The organism is Dendronalium sp. ChiSLP03b (genome assembly GCF_034531165.2).
Classification (GTDB): Bacteria; Cyanobacteriota; Cyanobacteriia; order Cyanobacteriales; family Nostocaceae; genus Dendronalium; species Dendronalium minutum.
On record NZ_JAVRBR020000097.1, the window covers coordinates 48,513 to 66,829 of the forward strand.

The following is an 18,317-nucleotide window of genomic DNA, read 5'->3' on the forward strand; positions in this document are numbered from 1 at the left end:
TAACAATCAAGGGTAACTGTGAATAATTCAGAAAATTTAGACAATCTGACTGGTTCAGAAATCGCTATTATCGGTATCGCTTGTCGCTTTCCTGGAGCGAATAATGCTGATGATTTTTGGCAAAACTTACGCAATGGCGTACATTCTATTTCTGCTTTAAATGACGAGACTTTGCAAACTGCGGGAGTAAACCCAGATTTATTAAAAAATCCCAATTATGTAAAAGCAGAACCAATTTTAGATGACGTAGAGTCATTTGATGCTGGATTTTTCGGCTACTCTCCGACTGAAGCCGAAATTATGGATCCACAACAACGCCTATTTCTAGAATGCGCTTGGGAAGCGTTTGAAAACGCTGGATACGATCCAAAAACTTATAAGCGTAATATCGGTGTGTTTGCAGGTGCTAAAACCAGCACCTATATGTTTAATTTATTTTCTCATCAAGGTAATCCTCAGTACACTGACCCTTTCCAAGTAGGATTGGGAAATGATTTATCCTGTCTTTCAACGCGTGTTTCTTACAAATTCAATTTGAAAGGGCCGAGTGTTAACGTGCAAACGGCTTGCTCGACTTCTTTGGTAGCAGTACATTTGGCGTGTCAGAGTTTACTGCTTGATGAGTGTCAAATGGCTTTAGCTGGCGGTGTGGCGATTAATGTTCCCCACAGAACGGGTTACCTTTACGAACCTGGAAGCGTTGAGTCACCCGATGGATATGTGCGGACTTTTGATGCTCAAGCACAGGGAACGGTATTTGGCAGTGGTTTAGGTGCTATTGTCTTAAAGCGATTAGAGGATGCGATCGCAGATGGCGATAGTATCTATGCTGTCATTAAAGGTTCGGCAATTAATAATGATGGTTCTCTAAAAGCCAGTTTTACCGCTCCTAATGTCGATGGCCAAACTAAAGTGATTTTAGAGGCGCTGGCGAACGCTCAGGTTGAACCTGAATCTATTAGCTATTTAGAAGCACATGGCACTGGCACGCAAATAGGCGATCCGATTGAAATTAGAGCGCTAACCAAAGCTTTTCGTACCAGCACCCAAGTAAAACAATACTGTGCGATCGGTTCGGTGAAATCTAATATCGGTCATCTTGATGCTGCTGCTGGTATTTCTGGCTTAATCAAAACGGCATTAGCGCTCAAACATCAACAAATACCCCCCACGCTGCACTATCAGCAACCTAATCCCAAAATAGATTTTGTCAACAGTCCCTTCTACGTCAATACCCAGTTAAGCGAGTGGTCGGCGAAAAATACACCCCGGCGCGCAGGTGTGAGTTCTTTTGGTGTTGGTAGCACTAATGTGCATGTGGTGATGGAAGAAGCGCCTGTTCTCGAACCATCCAACGATACTCAACCTTGGCAAGTGTTGCTGTTATCTGCGAAAACTGCTGCTGCTTTGGAGACGACAACTGCTAATTTGGCAAAGCATCTCAAGCAAAATCCCACACTCAACCTTGCTGATGTTGCCTACACCCTACAAGTCGGTCGCCACCCTTGGCAATACCGCCGCATGGTAGTTTGTCGCGACATTGAAGAAGCTATCTCCTTATTAGAGTCCCCACAGCCCGATCGCGTCTTTGATGATGTGCCAGAAACAAGCGATCGCCCAGTGGCGTTTATGTTCAGCGGACAGGGCGCTCAGTACGTACAGATGGCTCGCGATTTATACCAAAACTTGCCTACTTTCCGTAAGGAAGTTGATAGATGCTGCACTTTGCTGAAATCGCATTTGCCATTAGATTTGCGTCAGATAATTTATCCTACCAATCCCGAAGCAGAACAACTGGCACAGCAGCAACTCACGCAAACATCAATTACTCAACCAGCACTATTTGTCATTGAGTACGCTTTGGCGAAACTGTGGATGTCTTGGGGTGTTCGCCCAGCAGCCGCGATTGGTCACAGCATTGGCGAATATGTAGCGGCTTGCTTGGCAGGAGTTTTCTCCTTAGAAGATGCCTTGAAGCTGGTGGCAACTCGCGGTCGGCTTATGCAGAGTGTACCATCAGGCGCAATGCTGGCAGTAGCGCTACCGTCCGCAGAAGTACTGCCATTACTCGGTCAAGAATTATCTTTGGCAGTAGTTAACGCTCCCAATCAATGCGTAGTTGCTGGAGCCAAAGAACACTTAGTCGAGTTGCAAACAAAGCTCGAACATCAAGGTGTAAAGTGTCGCGAACTTCACACCTCCCACGCCTTCCATTCGCTAATGATGGAACCTATTTTAGATGAGTTTCAGGCGCAGGTTGAAAAAGTCGCGCTGAAAGCTCCCCAACTCCCTTATATATCCAACGTTACAGGAAAATGGATAACCGCAGCAGAAGCCACAAACCCCCGCTACTGGGTACAACACTTGCGTCAAACGGTGCAGTTTGCTGACGGCGTGCAAACATTGCTGCAAGACAGCAAACGCATATTGTTAGAAATTGGCCCGGGAAACACACTGGCTACCTTGGCAAGACAACAAATCGTTGCTGGAGAACAGATAGTACTGACCTCACTGCGCCATCCCAAAGAAGCGATCGCAGATTTGCCATTTTTGCTGACAACAGCTGGCAGACTATGGTTAAGCGGCGCGTCGGTAGTCTGGGAGCAGATGAGGGCAGCAGAAACCCGATATCGCGTACCATTACCAACTTATCCTTTTGAACACCAACGGTATTGGGTAGATTTTCAACTCCAAACCTCACAACAAACTCAGCCAGAAGTTGTTTCCCTACGCAAAAAGCCGGATATTACCGACTGGTTCTACATTCCCTCTTGGAAGCGAACAATGCCGCCTTTGCCTGCGACTTTATCGGAGTTAACATCACAGCGATGGCTATTGTTCGTTGACGAATGCGGTGTTGGCGAATTGCTAGCACAACAACTGCAAGCTGGCGGACAGCAAGTGATTTGCGTGCATACAGGTAACTCCTTTAGCAAAGTTGCCACAGGACACTACACCCTCAATCCCACGCAACGGCCAGACTATGACAGCTTGTTAAAAGAGTTGCAGACAATAGAAATGCTGCCACAACAAATTGTACATTTGTGGAGTGTCACCGCACCTTTAGAGCCAGCCCAAACAACGCAGGTAATAAAGCAAGCCGACACATTCTTTTATCAGTTGCTATTTTTAGCCCAAGCGCTAGGACAGCAAAATCTCAGCGATAAGTTACAGCTGGCGGTAGTGTCCAATAACTTGCAAAATGTTACTGACTTAGAAGTACCATCTCTAGAAAAAGCGGTTGTGCTTGGCCCCTGTCGGGTAATTCCTCGCGAGTTTCCCAATATTAATTGTCGCAGTATTGATATCACTTTGCCCCAAGCTCACAAAGAGAAACTCAGCGACCAAATCTTAGCAGAATTGCTGCAAGAATCAATTGAGAATGTAGTTGCTTATCGAGGAAATCAACGCTGGGTACAAACCTTTGAAACAGTACCATTAGCTAATCAAAGCAAAGCTATTTCCCGGTTACGACAAGGCGGAGTTTATCTAATTACTGGCGGGATGGGCGGTATTGGACTTGTACTGGCAGAACATCTAGCTAAAACGGTACAAGCACGGCTAGTTTTAACTCAACGTTCGGCATTTCCCCAAGCACAAGATTGGGAAAGTTGGCTAGCGACTCACGATCTTAATGATGATACAAGTCACAAAATCCGCAAAATACAAGCATTGCAAGCCTTGGGAGCAGAGGTTTTAGTTGTTAGCGCTGACGTTGTTAACTACGAACAAATGCAGAAAGTGCTGCAACAAACCTACGAACAATTTGGCGAATTGCACGGTGTCATCCATGCGGCTGGTATTGCTGGTGGAGGGATGATTCAACTGAAAACTCCAGAGATGGCAAACAAGGTGCTGTCACCAAAAGTAACTGGAACCTTAATACTGGGTGAATTATTGCAGGATGTGCAGTTAGATTTCCTGATCCTTTGCTCATCTTTGCAATCAATTATGGGTGAGTTTGGACAGGTTGATTATTGTGCTGCTAATGCCTTTTTGGACGCTTTTGCTCAATATTACACTGCTAAACATAACGTATTTACCACAGCAATTAACTGGGATTTATGGGAGGATGTTGGCATTAAAGTCAATACAGCAATACCGATGTGGATGCAAAAGCTGCGACAAGGTGCTGTTGGTTTTGAAGTGGCTCATCCACTATTAGATAGATGTGTGGAAGAATCACCCGAACGAGAAGTATTTTTAACTGACTTTAGCATTAGTAAGCATTGGGTTTTAAATGAGCATAAGGTAGTGGGATATGCCATCCTTCCTGGTACAGCTTATTTAGAAATAGCTAGGGCTGCTTTTGCCAAACACGCCGATAACCGTATCGTGGAAATCCGCGAAACATCTTTCTTGCAACCTTTAATTATCCCTGAAAACGGCAACCAAGAAGTCTATACAATATTGAACAAATCCCAAGACATTTTTGAATTTACAGTTGCCAGTGGTGATGGGCAACAGCAAGAACACGCCACAGGCAAAATAGTTTGTGTAGCGCCTGAACCGCCCAAACAATATAATATTCAAGAGATTTTTAACAGATGTCCTCATGTCCAGGATATTGTAAATGCTCCCGAAAAGTATGATGTTGACAATCAACAATCTATGCAATTTGGCCCCCGATGGCAGAGTTTAAAACAGGTACACTTTGGCAAAAACGAAGCTGTAGCAATGCTCGAACTGCCACAAGAGTATGCAGCAGAAGTAGAACAGTTCGCTTTACATCCGGCATTATTAGATGTTGCCGTGACGTTAGCTCAGGAAGAAGGAGGCGCTGATTATTTTCCTTTCTGGTACAACCGCATTCGTATTAAAGCATCCTTACCTAGCAAGGTTTATAGCTACGTCAAGCACAAAGGCGATCGCGATCCCTCTAAGGAAGCTATAAGTTTTGATGTCGTAATTATGGATGAATCTGGAATTGAACTCGTCCAAATTGAAGGTTTTACATTGAAGAAAGTAACCGATTTAGGCGTGTTTGATTTTGCAGCTAACAGCGATGATTCTCAACAACTACCAGAGGAAAACGTTTTGGGAGAAGGCATCTTATCCCATGAGGGAGTTGAAGTGTTTACAAGGGTGTTGAGCCGGAATATGCTACCCCAAATTCTCGTTTCTACAACCGATTTGCAAGCCTCAATCGAACAAGTTGCTCTGTTGATGCAATCAAATATCGGCGAAGAAATCGAAAAAATTCAGGGAACGACAAAACATCCCAGACCAAAATTACAAACTCCCTATGTTGCGCCCAGAAGTGAGCTAGAACGAACCTTAGCAGAAATTTGGCAAGCGGTGATTGGCATTGAACCAATGGGAATTCACGATAACTTCTTTGAGTTAGGCGGAGACTCAGTTCTAGCTATCAGAATCATCGCCAAAGCTAACGAAGCAGGATTGCAACTCTCACCACCACAACTATTTCAACATCAAACGATCGCCTCCCTTGCAGAAGTCATTGGCAGTTCTGCTGAATTAGTTCAACAAACAGCAATTGAACCAGTATCGCTCACACCTCTATTGGATCGACAAAGTTTAGAGGATTTGCTGGAAACGGAGTCAAATGTGGAAGATGTGTATCCACTGACACCCATGCAACAGGAGATGTTAATCCAGTCTCAACGCGCCCAAACAGCAGGTTTGTATTTCCTGCAATTTGACAGCACTTTCCGGGGGAAAATCGATTATCAAGCATTTACACAAGCTTGGCAGCAGCTAGTAGATAGACATGCAGTATTGCGTACCTCCTTTAAATGGGAAGGTTTAGCCGAAAAGGTACAAATTGTCCGCACCCATGTAAACTTATCTTGGGAGCGACACGACTGGCGGCAATTGTCACCAACCCAACAGCAACAGCAACTAGAAGCCTTTTTAAACGCAGATCGAGAACGGGGTTTTGACCATACCCAAGCTCCCTTGATGCGATTGGCGTTAATTCAGATGGCTGATGATGTGCATCAATTTGTTTGGAGCATCCACCATATATTGATGGATGGCTGGTGTTTTACGTTGATATTACAAGAAGTCTTTGCTCTTTATGAGGCATTCCGACAAAACCAAAAACTAGAACTAGAAAGCATTCGTCCCTACCGCAACTATATTGCTTGGTTACAGCAACAGGATATGTCCAAAGCGGAATCTTTCTGGCGACAAGCATTACAGGGTTTTAAGAGCCAAAATCTTCTGGGTACAAATCGACCTGCTAGTGACTGGCTCCAAGTTAAAGAAGAGTACGGATTGCAAACACTGCGTTTGTCAGCAGAACTCACGACTGCCCTTCAGTCCTTAGCACGCCAGTCTCAGATTACCCTCAACACTCTGATAGAAGGAGCTTGGGGCATATTTTTGAATAAGTTTAGCGGCAACAACGATGTAGCTTTTGGAATTAGCGTTTCTGGTCGTCCCACGGATTTAAAAGGCGCTGATTCCATGATTGGACTGTTTACCAACCTGCTACCAGCCCGCGTACAAATTTCATCAGATGCGCCTGTTCTACCTTGGTTAAAACATTTCCAAACCAAACAAGTCGAGTTACGCCAGTATGAATACAGTCCCCTGACGCTGGTACATCAGTGGAGCGAAGTACCAAAAAACCAACCTTTGTTTGAAAGTATCTTGCGGTTCCAGAATTACCCAATTGATGATTCCTTGGGAGAGCGTTTGTCAAGTTTGAAAATCGAAGGTTTCCGCGCTACTGACTTTTGGTCTTACCCACTCTGCATTGCTGTTACCCCTGGTGTAGAAATGTTCGTGGAAATGACCTACGATTACCGCTATTTTGACACTGAGGCGATCGCCCGCATACTCAACTATTTGCAGACATTACTAGCAAGCATGGTAGCGAATCCCAACCAACAGATTATCGAACTACCACATTGGACATAAGTAGGGCTTACGCAAGAAATCTCTCAAACTCCTATTTCTCCGTGTTCTCTGCGTCCTCTGTGGTTCGATTTTCCGTTACCTGTGCGTAAGTCCTGATAAGCAAAGCGAATGGCAGAAAATGGCAACCTTAACTTCCAGCAGTAAATTCTCAGTTTTTGTTCTCATCTGGTTTGGACAACTTGTCTCCTTAATCGGCTCCGGTTTGACTCGTTTTGCCTTGGGTATTTGGGTATATCAACGCACTGGTTCAGTAACTCAGTTTGGGCTGATTTTACTGTTCACTACATTGCCAGGTATTCTCCTTTCCCCAGTAGCAGGCGCACTCATCGACCGCTGGCCCAGGCGTTTTTGTATGATTCTGAGTGACAGTGGCGCGGCATTGAGTACCCTCGTCATCGCTTTGTTACTATTTACTGGCAAGCTAGAAATCTGGCATATTTATCTGGCAAGTGCGGTCAGTTCTGCCTTCAGTGCTTTCCAATGGCCTGCCTATGCTGCTGCTACTACCCTCCTTGTTCCCAAGCAACTTCTGGGGCGTGCCAATGGCATGGTCGAGGCAGCAGAGGCTGCGGCTGAGATTCTTTCACCTGCGATCGCTGGTGTACTGATTGCAACTATTAAGATACAAGGCATCATTTTTATTGACTTTGCCACGTTTATTTTCTCCGTCATCACTCTGTTGTGCGTCCACTTTCCCGAAGTCAGGACTATTACTGAGGGTAAAGCAAAGAAAGAGCCTTTGCTGCGGGAGGCTGCCTTTGGCTGGACTTATATTACTGGGCGATCGGGGCTATTAGCGTTGTTAGTATTTATTGCTGTCGTCAATTTTCTCACAGGAGTGGTCAACGTATTAGTGACACCATTAGTACTCGCTTTTGCACCAGTCACTGTGCTTGGTAGTGTCATGTCCGTTGGCGGTAGCGGTATGCTCATCGGCAGTCTGCTGATGAGCATCTGGGGTGGGGTCAAGCGTCCTATATATGCTGTACTCAGCTTTACGCTACTGGGAGGGTTGAGCATTATGTTTGCTGGACTGCGCCCCTCTATTCCTGTATTTTTTGTGACAGCGTTCCTCTACTTCTTTGGTTTGCCAATTATTAACGCCTCCGGCCAGGTAATATGGCAGAAAAAAGTTGCACCTGATATTCAGGGGCGGGTGTTTGCTGTGCGGCGAATGATTGCTTGGGGTGCTTTACCACTTGCCTATTTGCTAGCCGGGCCGTTAGCCGATCGCGTGTTTAATCCACTGCTAGTTGCGAACGGGCCATTGGCTGCAAGTATCGGCCGGATTATCGGTGTCGGGCCAGGGTATGGTATTGCTCTGTTATTTGTGGTTATGGGAACGCTGACCGTATTTGCAGCGATCGCTGGCTATTTTTATCCACGTTTGCGATTTGTAGAAGAAGAACTACCTGATGCTCATATCAATTCGTAATTCGTAATTCGTAATTCGTAATTAAGAAAGTCTGATTTAGTTTGGGTTCCTGGGTTTGGATCTGTATCATTATTTTTGGTAAATAGTATCAGTAGAGAGGAAGGGCGCGGTCAAACTTAACTAAAATTAATCTGCTTATCTACTAGCAGAAATCTGAAATCACCAATTATCAAGTTGATTAATTACTTATCTGAAAATAGGCAAGAAATCACAATGAATATATCTGAAAAAGAAAACATCACAATTTACAAAGTCGTAGTAAATCACGAAGAACAGTATTCAATATGGCTTGCTAACCAAGAAAATGCTCCCGGTTGGCAGTACGCGGGTAAAACTGGGTCTAAAGAGGAATGTTTGTCCTACATTAAACAAGTCTGGACTGACATGAGACCCCTTAGTCTTCGCCAAAAAATGCAGGAAGCATTTTAGATATAACCTCTGTAAAGGCGTTGCACTTAATGTCTTTACAGCGTGGTTTATCTAACTAAAAATAGCAAATAAAAATATTAGCTGGCTGATGAAATATTTTAAATTTATTACCTTTTTGTTTATCTTATCTCTGGTATTTTTGGGCATTTATCAGCTAAATCCTCCCCGTGCAGTGGGCATCAATGCACCTCTTGTAGAGTTTTCTGCTGGTCGGGCAATGAAACACCTTGAAGTTATTGCCCAAAAACCTCACCCTATTAATTCACCAGAACATGTAAAGGTGTGTGACTATATCTTAAAAGAATTAACAGCATTAGGTCTTAAACCAGAAGTTCAGAAAACAACAGCTGTTAACAATAAAAATGGCGCTCCCTTTGCTGCTGGAACTGTACATAATATTCTTGTCAAACTTCCAGGAAGTAATAGTACTAAAGCAATTTTACTTACTGCTCATTATGATTCAGTAATCAACAGTCCTGGCGCTAGTGATGATGGTGCTGCTGTTGCGGGAATGCTAGAAACAGTTAGAGCGTTAAAGGTGGGTTCGTCGTTAAAAAATGATGTAATTTTTTTGTTTACTGATGGTGAAGAAGCTGGTTTGCTAGGAGCGATCGCTTTTGTTGAAGAACATCCGTGGAAAAAAGATGTTGGTTTAGCAGTAAATTTTGAAGCTAGGGGAAATAGTGGTCCCTCACTTATGTTTGAAACCAATAGTGAAAATGGATGGCTAATTCAGGAATTTGCTAAGGCATTGGTTCATCCAGTTACCAGCTCGCTTTTTAATAGTATTTATAAACAATTACCTAATGATACGGATTTTACTATCTTTAAATCAGCAGATTTTTCTGGGCTGAATTTTGCTTTTATTAATGGTGTCATTTATTATCATACAGCCTATGACAATTTACAGAAAATTAATCATAATAGTCTTCAACATCACGGTAAATATGCCTTAGTATTAACGCGTCATTTTGGGAATTTAGATTTAACAAATATTAAACAGAGTGATGCTGTATACTTTGATATTTTCGCTTCATTCATCGTTAGCTATCCAGAAGCATGGGTAATACCTTTGACAGTTTTAGTAGTTGGATTATTTTTTGGTGTGACAATACTTGGTTTTAAAAAAACACATCTTTCATTCTCTGGAATGACTTTAGGATTTTTAGCTTTATTTATAAATATTATCAGTGTTGCAACAGTTGTCACAATTATTTGGTGGTCTCTTAATAATTTACACAGTGAATATAGAGCGATTATTCAAGGCGATACATATAACAGTAATTTTTACATGATTGCCTTTGTAACGCTCGCTATAGCTATTACATCTGGTGTTTATATTTATTTTTACCAAAAGACAAACATACAAAATTTAACTTTTGGAGCATTACTATGGTGGCTAATATTAATGGTATTAACTAGTATATATCTACCAGGCGCTAGTTATTTATTTACATTGCCATTATTATTAAATCTTGGAGGATGGGGATTTATCTTCGCTACTTCTAAGAATTATCACTTGGGACTAAGTTTTGTTGTTTTATCTGTATGCTCTATTCTAGTAATTATTCTATTTGCTCCTACAATATACCTGATGTTTGTTGCCCTCACCATAAGTATGTCTGGAGTAGTAATGGTGATAGTGGTATTACTACTTGGATTGCTCATTCCCCACCTTTATTTATTTATAACTCCTAACAAATGGGTGTTGCCCGCTACAGCCTTAATGATAAGTTTGAGTTTGATGATTGCTGGTAGTTTGACAGCAGGTTTTGATGCTAATCATCCCAAACCAAATAGTATTTTTTATGCTTTGAATGCAGACACAGGAAAAGCTATCTGGGCTAGTTTTGACGAACAACCAGATGAATGGACATCTCAGTTTCTTTCTCAAAATCCAGAAAAAGTTTCTTTAACTGAATATTTACCTTTTGCATCGAGGCAATTTCTTAAAAATCAGGCTCCTGCACTTTCACTAGCCGCACCGAAGATTATATTACTGAGTGATGATACACGTAACGGTACTAGAACGCTACGTTTGCAGATCATCTCATTAAGGCAAGGACGTATTGTGCGCGTATATCTAGACCCAAAAATAGAAGTTTTAGGAGCTGCTGTTAACAGTAAAAAAATTGGTAATCGAATCAATAATTCCACTAATACTCCCTGGAGCTTGGATTATTTTGGACTTCCTCAAGAGGGTATCGAGCTTACTTTAATAGTCAAACAATCCCAGCCTTTAAAACTAAAAGTAGTCGATCAATCTGATGGCCTTCCTGAAATACCAAATAAAATTTTTCAGAAAAGACCAAATTATATTATGCCTACAGGATTTGGAACTAGTGATTCAACCTTAGTAAGCAAATCTTTTACTTTTTGATCTCTACATCCAAGGTAAGAGCGTCTCAATCAGGCTTGACACAATGAATTAGAAGAATCGACAGTATTGGTAATGAAACAACAACTAAGAACCTGAATCATATTAAATGCGATTAGTGAGCAAAATATATGTGTTTTAATAACATGGCTATCTCTAACCATAAATCGACAAATTCCACATACTTATGTGAATAAGGAGCTTGTTTTGGCGATCGTTTGCAGGCATCAATAACCCACATAGCTACAGAATTTTTACTCAAAATTGAAACGATTGTGAGAATAAACTTTTGAGCCTGTCTAAATATATTTGCTGAAATAAATCCAGATTTAAAAAATATTTATACAAAAATAACCCCTAAGTATGGGGTTAAAGCGATGAGTATTAAATGCCAATTTTATACAGCTATGAGAGAGAAAATTTTTGATTCCTTTAAAACAGTCACATCACATAGCCATTGCCGCTTTGACATCTTCCTCTAATTTAGCTTTAGCTTCTTGAAATTTGCTCGCCAATTTAGTAAGCTCTTCATCACTCATACACTCGCGGACAGCATCAAAAATTTCGCTTTCTTCTTCTTGTACATGATGCTGCACTGCTTGTTGCAATTCACTAAGTTTTTCTTGAAACTCAGGAGCAGTCGGTTGAAGTTCCTTAATTTCTTCTAAAAGTGCGGAAACGTCTTCGTGTTCTTCTTCAGCTTCTTCAACATATTGTTCAGTTTCTTCGTATTCGCGCATTACTGGATAGAAGACTAACTCTTCAGTTCTAGCATGTAAGTTTAATGCTAGATAAATTTGATTGAAGCACTCATACAGTTTCTTTCCTTGAGATTTTTCTGCCTCGCTAAAAAGCTGTTCAACTTGGCGATGCTCTGCTTCAATTAGTGAAAGAATGTTTGTTGCTTGTTTCTTAGCCATTTGATTCTCCTTTGAAAATAATTGAATTTTTGTCATTCTCTACTTAATTTTGCTTGTAAAAATTATAAATAAATCTGTCTTTTTGAGGAATATTGTTATTTAATCTAAATACAATTATTTTTTAATCAAATACAAATTTTCTATCTATATGAGGAGTAATTTAAAATTTTAGTTAATATTTATCTACTGATGGTAGTAGTTTAGGATTAATTGGCAAACCCGATCGTTATGCAAAAGCTAATATGGAAGTTGGCTGCAATCAATCAGTCAAAGCATCAATTGCTTTATGGCATTTGCTCACGAAAAAAGCACCCAAGTTTCCCTGAGGAAAAATGAGCGCTAATAAACAACACCATTACCAAGAGCATCTACCTGACTTGACAGACCGAAGTAGCCATAACAGTAACAGCCATGCAGTAAATAAACTGCAAGTAAAGTTACAAATGTTTTGTTAATAATATTACTTACTGAAGTTGAAGATGCTTTGCTGCACAGACACGTCATCCTCAAACTACTTAGCAGTTTGTTTCTATCGAGAAAAATATACCGCAAGATCTGTTGGAAAATAACGTTAAAAATCACTGAAACCCTTGCACCAGTTAGGTTTAAAGTGTTTTATGACAAAATCGCTGAAATATCTGCCATGACTGAGTTTTAGACATTTTTCAGCTTATTTCCCAACAACTCTATTTTAAAACTGTGGAAAGCTTTGCAACCATTTGAGTACGAGATGAAACCTTAAGCTTGCGAAACATCCTTTTTAAAGCTTGTTTGACAGAGTTCTCAGTAATCCAAAGTTCCGCACTAATTTCTGCATTGGTTCTTCCTTGAGCTACTAAGGAAGCAATTTGCGCTTCACGAGGTGTTAAACGCTCTGTCTGTAATAGCGGCTGTTGCGAATTTGCAGTTGCTACCCAAGTAGAAATGTGCAAACAAAGCGCACTCAAATCTGTGAGATTTTGTAAGTCGAATGCAGGCATTCCTTGCTTACGGGTAAAACCTACCACACCTACTAACTGACCAGCACTGACAATTGGCCCTGCCATGACGTGCCAGTGGTCAGCACGAGGACAAATCAACTTCCACGTCTTAGGTTCTACTACCAAAGCTTCATGAACTGGGGCATGGCGTTCTATCAAGTAGCGCGCAACTGGATTGTATTGAGGTGATAATGCAATTTGCAGTGCTTTTTGGATCTTACTGTCAACTAGAGGAGTTTGAGCAAAGAGAAACAGCCCACATCGTGTAGCTGAAAAATACTCTCTTATTTGGGCGGATATGTGCAAACGCAATGACTGTTCATCTTTAGCTTGAGCAATTGCACGAAATAGAGCTTGTAAGGTAACCATAATTAGCAAATTGTACCCTTTCGAGGTCTAGTAGCAGTATCACAATCAGATTTATCTTAGCTTTAGTTACATTCCGTGTTAGCTTTTTTGGATAACTTTACTATGACTGTAAATCCTGACATTGATGACACACTAATATCCATACGCTGGATTCAAATTAGTTTTTTTATAGCGACAGTATTTTTTAATATCTGTTTAATAACCCAAGTTTTAACTGTTGGACTAGCTTACTTTTACAACTCTGATTGGTGGAACATACATATTTGGCTCGTGCGAGGGTACAGCATACTTTCACTCATTTTGTTGGTATGGGTATTTTTGATTCCCTTTCCCCCAAGAGTCCAGAGCCTGACAGCAAGTATTCCAGTGCTACTTGGACTGCAATTTCTCACAATTCATTTGAAGACTTCTTTTCCTTTGGCAATATTCCACCCACTCATCGGCTTTTCCTTATTGTCTATTTCTACAACCCTAGTTCATCGGATATCGCACATCTTATTTCCCAACGACAACCAAGACAACATCCATTGAGGAAACGCAACCCTTCATTTTTTTAGCACTATTAAAGGAGAAATATAAGTGTCTCAATACGCTCATCCATCAGTTCTTGTTGATACCCAGTGGCTAGCAAATCATTTTAATGACCCAAACGTCCGTATTATCGAAGTGGATATGAGTCCAGAGCCATACAAAAATGCTCATATACCTGGTGCTGTCTTTTGGAACATCTTTACAGACTTACTATTGCCCGATTTGAAAATCAATTTGAATGCGATCGCTTTTGAAAGCCTTATGGCACGCTCAGGCATTACTAATGACACAACAGTAATTGCCTATGGCAGTTACCCTGGAACAGGAGCCTGGATTTTCTGGTTGTTGAAAGTCTTTGGGCATGAGAATGTACGAGTTATCAATGGTGGCTACCAAAAATGGAAGTCAGAAGGTCGTCCACTGGTAACTGAGTTATCTACGTTTCCTGCCACTGATTACTATGCTAAAGCTCCTGATGTCAGCCTTAGAGTATTACATCATGAAGTTCAGGCATCGATTGGCCTGTGCGATCGCGTGTTGTTGGATGTCCGAACACTTCAAGAATACTGTGGTGAATGGTTTTTTAATCAGCCACCAAATGAAGGTGAACGCACTGGACATATTCCAGGTGCAATACATCTTGAGCATATCTTAACTCTCAATGAGGATGGGACTTTTAAATCATTCAACGAATTAAAGCATCTTTATACTAGTAAGGGCATTACGGCTGATAAAGAAGTCTTTCCCTACTGTGCTATCGGTGGGCGTTCTGGATATACCTGGTTTGTTTTGAAGTATTTATTGGGCTATCCAAATGTTCGCAATTACGATGGCTCTTGGAATGAGTGGAGTCGCTTATCTGATGTGGCTATCGAGAGTTCGTAAAAGTTACTATTGTTAATATTCTTACAAATTGACCAGGGTATTTTATTATTAAGGCTAGCATTACCGTCGGATGCAAAAGCGCTACTTGTAGTGGGTATTCATGTTGTCTGAATACAACAATTTAATTTTGATAGAAGACATAGCAGAATATCTCAATTGCTTTTTGGCTGTTAAGCAGTTTGCAATCAGCGAAAGGGGTGGAGTCTATTTACCATCACTACGTCCTATTAAATGTTTGGGGTTAGCACTTGAGCCTGGGGTAGAGTTGTTGGAATGGGTAAACACCCAAAATTTAGATGCACTATTCTTGCATCGACCGTGGAAACTAAAACCAGAACTGATTCCACCCGATTGCGGAGTGATTTCCTATCATTTACCATTTGATGAAAGTTTGACAGTAGGTTTCAATCCCCGCTTGGCTCAAGTGTTGAACATGTCTCAATTAGAGGTATTGGGAGAAAAAGAAAACAGAGCAATTGGAATGTTAGGAAAAATTCCAACTCAAAGCTTTGTGCAATTGTGCAGTTGCATAACTCAAGTTTTTGGTGGACATGAGCAAATATGTACTTCAATTCACACTAATGTGTCATCTATTGCTGTTGTTGGTGCAATTACAGAGAAATTAGTGTATGAAGCGGTAGCTCGTGGTGTTGAAGTTTACATCACAGGACAGTTGCGACAGCCAGCTGTTGAAGCAATACAAAAAACTAAGATCGGGGTAATCGCTGTAGGGCATCGTCGTAGTGAATCATGGGGTTTACGTACCCTAGCTGGAGTATTACAAGAACGCTGGTTTAATTTAAAAGTTGTTGTTTCTAATAATTGAGTTATTGAGATTGTTCCCGCGAACAGTTATTAGTGAAGGTGATGAGCTTTGTACTAATTAACTTCCCTATTGTTCTCAGTGTCAAGAGCTTTTGCGATCGCCTCTTTAATCTAGTCGCTGTAGTCGCTTGGATGTGCAGCAAAGCTGGCTAATAGCACGCTTTCTTTGGGAAGGTTGCAGATGATGCTCCATAATTCATCTGAATGGAACGCCCACGCCGATCGCAAAATAGAATTTGCACATTTAATTCTTGATTCAATGATTCCAAAACTTGCTTAGCGATCGCTACTGTCTCATCTTCGCTACCACCATCTACTACTATTACTTCTTTTGCAGCTGAGTTCAATAAACTCAGTTGGCGCAGGGTGCGCTCTAAACTAGCTGCTTCATTGAAAGTAGGAATAACAATCGAAACTTGAGACATATACTTCCAATAGTTTTATTTTTATTGTTTTTAAAATCCGAGTAACAGTTAAATTCTGATCCATTTCAATACATGAGGATCTTTGTCATAGCGGTAGGTAAAACCGTCTCTAGCGGCAATAGTTTCTCCTTTGCTTGCTTTACTTCTAATAGTCTTAATGGCATAGAAACTTAATTCACTCATTTGCTTATGAGACAGACCTTCATCTGGAGCTTTTTGAATTAATCTTTCTGATTGGCTTTGCAATTCATTATTAAGAATTTTATCTACAGTAATGTGGTTATTTTCAGGAGAGATATGGGTAATTGTTCTTTGATTTCGATAATCTTGTACGGTAACAAGTTGCCAGCTAGAATCTTCTGTAAGTTCGAGAACCCATTGATGATAATCAAATAAGCTTTCTCGATGCCCAACACTGATAAATGTTGTTTTCGTCTCTTGTAACTGTTGATATAAATTGCCTTCGTTAGTTAAATCTAAAGCACTTGTTGCTTCATCTAGTATAGTGAAGCTAGGATGAGTAACTAATAGTCGTGCAAAAGCCAAACGTTGTTGTTCCCCTAGCGATAAGATATTTTCCCAAGGAACTTCTGTATCAAATCCATCAACTCTATTTAGGATATTTTGCAGATTAACTTGTTGCAAAACTTCTTTGAGTTGTGCGTCGGTCATTTGACGATTGGTATTCGGATAAAGTAACTGTTCACGCAAAGTTCCTAATATTATATAAGGACGTTGGGGTAAGAATAATACTTCTTCTAAAGGAGGTCGTATCAAACGACCTGTCCCCGCGTACCACAAACCAGCGATCGCTCTTAATAAAGAACTTTTACCTCGACCACTAGGCCCAACAATCAATAAGCCTTCTCCTGGCTGAACACACACTGACAAGTCTTTGACAATCACTTGCTCATAGTTGGGTGTTTGTAAGGTAACATTTTCAAACGTGAGATGATTATCTTCTATTGTTTTGATGGTACTGACGTTTTCTGGTTGTTTAGCTACTTCTTCTAAAGCAGATGAAAACTCAGCTAAACGTTCAACATAAATAGAAAACCGACCGGAACTTCCAAATTCATTGATTAATTCTGCTAGAGAATTAGCAAAAAGATATGCAGCTAAAGACGCTTGACTAATTTCTCCAAAACTCAGTTTATTTGTAATATATAAAGGACCAAGTATTAAAAACGGAAATATTTCAATTACAGCCTGATATCCTCTATTAAAAATATCTTGGTTTCTTTGCCAGTTAATCTTACGTTTAGTATTTTTTATCAGATGATTAAATCTTTTGCCAATGATATTTGATTCTGGTTTTTCTCCCCTAAAGAAAGCTATTGATTCAGCATGAGTGCGAACATGAGTCAGACAATAGTTGTAGTCAGCTTTAGATTGAAGTTCTTCTTGATTAATCTTATTTAATTCTTGAGTCAAGTAGACGGCGATCGCATTGCCTATAACAGTATAAATAAATAAAATAATTGCAACTTCTTGAGAAATTGACCAAATAATTATTATAAAAGCTGTGATTTCCAGTATTTTTTCCAGGAAAGTAGCTGAAAAAGTCAAAGCATTACTGGTAACAGGTTCGATTTCTTGAGAGAGACGTTGATCTGGATTATCAATATCAGATTTAAAGTTGATTTTGTAGTATGCTCTTTCACGTAAGTATTTTGATAGAGTGTGATTATTTAACCATTGATACCAATCAAGCGCAATTTGCTTTCTAACAAATTTAGAAACTCCTACTAAGACTGTTACCAATATCAGAGCTATACTATAAATCAATACAGTATCAAAAAACTTAGAAATATCCTTTCCTGTAATGATGATATCGACTAAATAGCGATAAAGAAAGTTAGTAGAAACATTTACACCTACAAGTGCAATTATTAATAATATTAAGAGAATGAGCATCCCCCAAGCACGAATCACTTCTGAAAATGCTCTTTCTCCGGGCTTGGTTGGATACCAGTAAGATCCGGCGATCGCTGTGACATTTTCCCAAAATTTAGTAAAATCTGAATAAGTATTTGTTAGGGGTTTATTGCGCGAAACTTGGGCTTGCATATTCTAAAAATATAGTGGTTCTTATTTGAGGAAATAGTAGGAAGCAAGTTGCGATTTGGTTAACAATTGTCATAAATTGGTTATAAATAGAGTTTTTCTTAACTCAATTTCTTTGTGTAGCAATAAAACTACATTTGTAATTTATGATAGTGGTACTACACTATTTTACAGTTAATAGAGTGG

General features: G+C 40.4%; 12 protein-coding genes. 8 read left to right on the forward strand and 4 right to left on the reverse strand.

What is annotated here, in order from left to right:
* Positions 1–18: 18 nt before the first annotated feature.
* From RMY31_RS22860 to RMY31_RS22875, 4 genes are all read left to right on the forward strand, one after another.
* The gene (locus tag RMY31_RS22860; protein ID WP_322658033.1) at positions 19–6,888 is read left to right on the forward strand and encodes an SDR family NAD(P)-dependent oxidoreductase; all 6,870 of its coding nucleotides are present in this window, start codon (positions 19–21) and stop codon (positions 6,886–6,888) included.
* A 118-nt stretch (positions 6,889–7,006) separates the two neighbouring features.
* The gene (locus RMY31_RS22865; RefSeq protein WP_322658034.1) at positions 7,007–8,323 is read left to right on the forward strand and encodes an MFS transporter; all 1,317 of its coding nucleotides are present in this window, start codon (positions 7,007–7,009) and stop codon (positions 8,321–8,323) included.
* A gap of 213 nt (positions 8,324–8,536) precedes the next feature.
* A complete protein-coding gene (locus RMY31_RS22870) occupies positions 8,537–8,752 on the forward strand; it encodes an MbtH family protein (RefSeq protein ID WP_322658035.1) in 216 nt (71 codons plus the stop codon).
* 88 nt (positions 8,753–8,840) lie between these two features.
* A complete protein-coding gene (locus tag RMY31_RS22875; RefSeq protein WP_322658037.1) occupies positions 8,841–11,132 on the forward strand; it encodes a M20/M25/M40 family metallo-hydrolase in 2,292 nt (763 codons plus the stop codon).
* Positions 11,133–11,575: 443 nt separating this feature from the next.
* On the opposite strand, the gene RMY31_RS22880 is transcribed toward RMY31_RS22875, so the two are convergent.
* Complete coding sequence (locus tag RMY31_RS22880) at positions 11,576–12,085, reverse strand: hemerythrin domain-containing protein (protein WP_322658038.1); 510 nt, start codon at positions 12,083–12,085, stop codon at positions 11,576–11,578.
* A gap of 296 nt (positions 12,086–12,381) precedes the next feature.
* Here RMY31_RS22880 and RMY31_RS22885 point away from each other — a divergent pair, with 296 nt between their 5' ends.
* Positions 12,382–12,504, forward strand: a complete 123-nt coding sequence (locus RMY31_RS22885; RefSeq protein ID WP_322658039.1) for a hypothetical protein — start codon at positions 12,382–12,384, stop codon at positions 12,502–12,504.
* Positions 12,505–12,735: 231 nt separating this feature from the next.
* Here RMY31_RS22885 and RMY31_RS22890 read toward each other — a convergent pair whose 3' ends face one another.
* Positions 12,736–13,398 carry a LuxR C-terminal-related transcriptional regulator gene (locus tag RMY31_RS22890; RefSeq protein ID WP_322658040.1) on the reverse strand — a complete coding sequence of 221 codons (663 nt, stop codon included), beginning with the start codon at positions 13,396–13,398 and terminating at the stop codon, positions 12,736–12,738.
* A gap of 102 nt (positions 13,399–13,500) precedes the next feature.
* Between RMY31_RS22890 and RMY31_RS22895 the strand changes: the two genes are divergently transcribed.
* The 3 genes from RMY31_RS22895 to RMY31_RS22905 all read left to right on the forward strand — a co-directional run bounded on the left by RMY31_RS22895 (position 13,501) and on the right by RMY31_RS22905 (position 15,640).
* Positions 13,501–13,929, forward strand: a complete 429-nt coding sequence (locus RMY31_RS22895) for a DUF6220 domain-containing protein (protein ID WP_322658041.1) — start codon at positions 13,501–13,503, stop codon at positions 13,927–13,929.
* Between the two features lie 48 nt (positions 13,930–13,977).
* Complete coding sequence (locus RMY31_RS22900; protein WP_322658042.1) at positions 13,978–14,814, forward strand: sulfurtransferase; 837 nt, start codon at positions 13,978–13,980, stop codon at positions 14,812–14,814.
* A 100-nt stretch (positions 14,815–14,914) separates the two neighbouring features.
* Positions 14,915–15,640, forward strand: coding sequence for a Nif3-like dinuclear metal center hexameric protein (locus RMY31_RS22905; protein WP_322658043.1), 726 nt, complete (start codon positions 14,915–14,917; stop codon positions 15,638–15,640).
* A gap of 148 nt (positions 15,641–15,788) precedes the next feature.
* Here the strand turns inward: RMY31_RS22905 and RMY31_RS22910 are convergent, their stop codons facing one another.
* Entirely contained in the window at positions 15,789–16,064 is a 276-nt protein-coding gene (locus RMY31_RS22910) for a glycosyltransferase (RefSeq protein ID WP_322658044.1), read from the reverse strand.
* Between the two features lie 48 nt (positions 16,065–16,112).
* On the reverse strand, positions 16,113–18,134 hold the full coding sequence (locus tag RMY31_RS22915) for an ABC transporter ATP-binding protein/permease (RefSeq protein ID WP_322658045.1): 2,022 nt from the start codon (positions 18,132–18,134) through the stop codon (positions 16,113–16,115).
* Positions 18,135–18,317 lie beyond the last annotated feature (183 nt).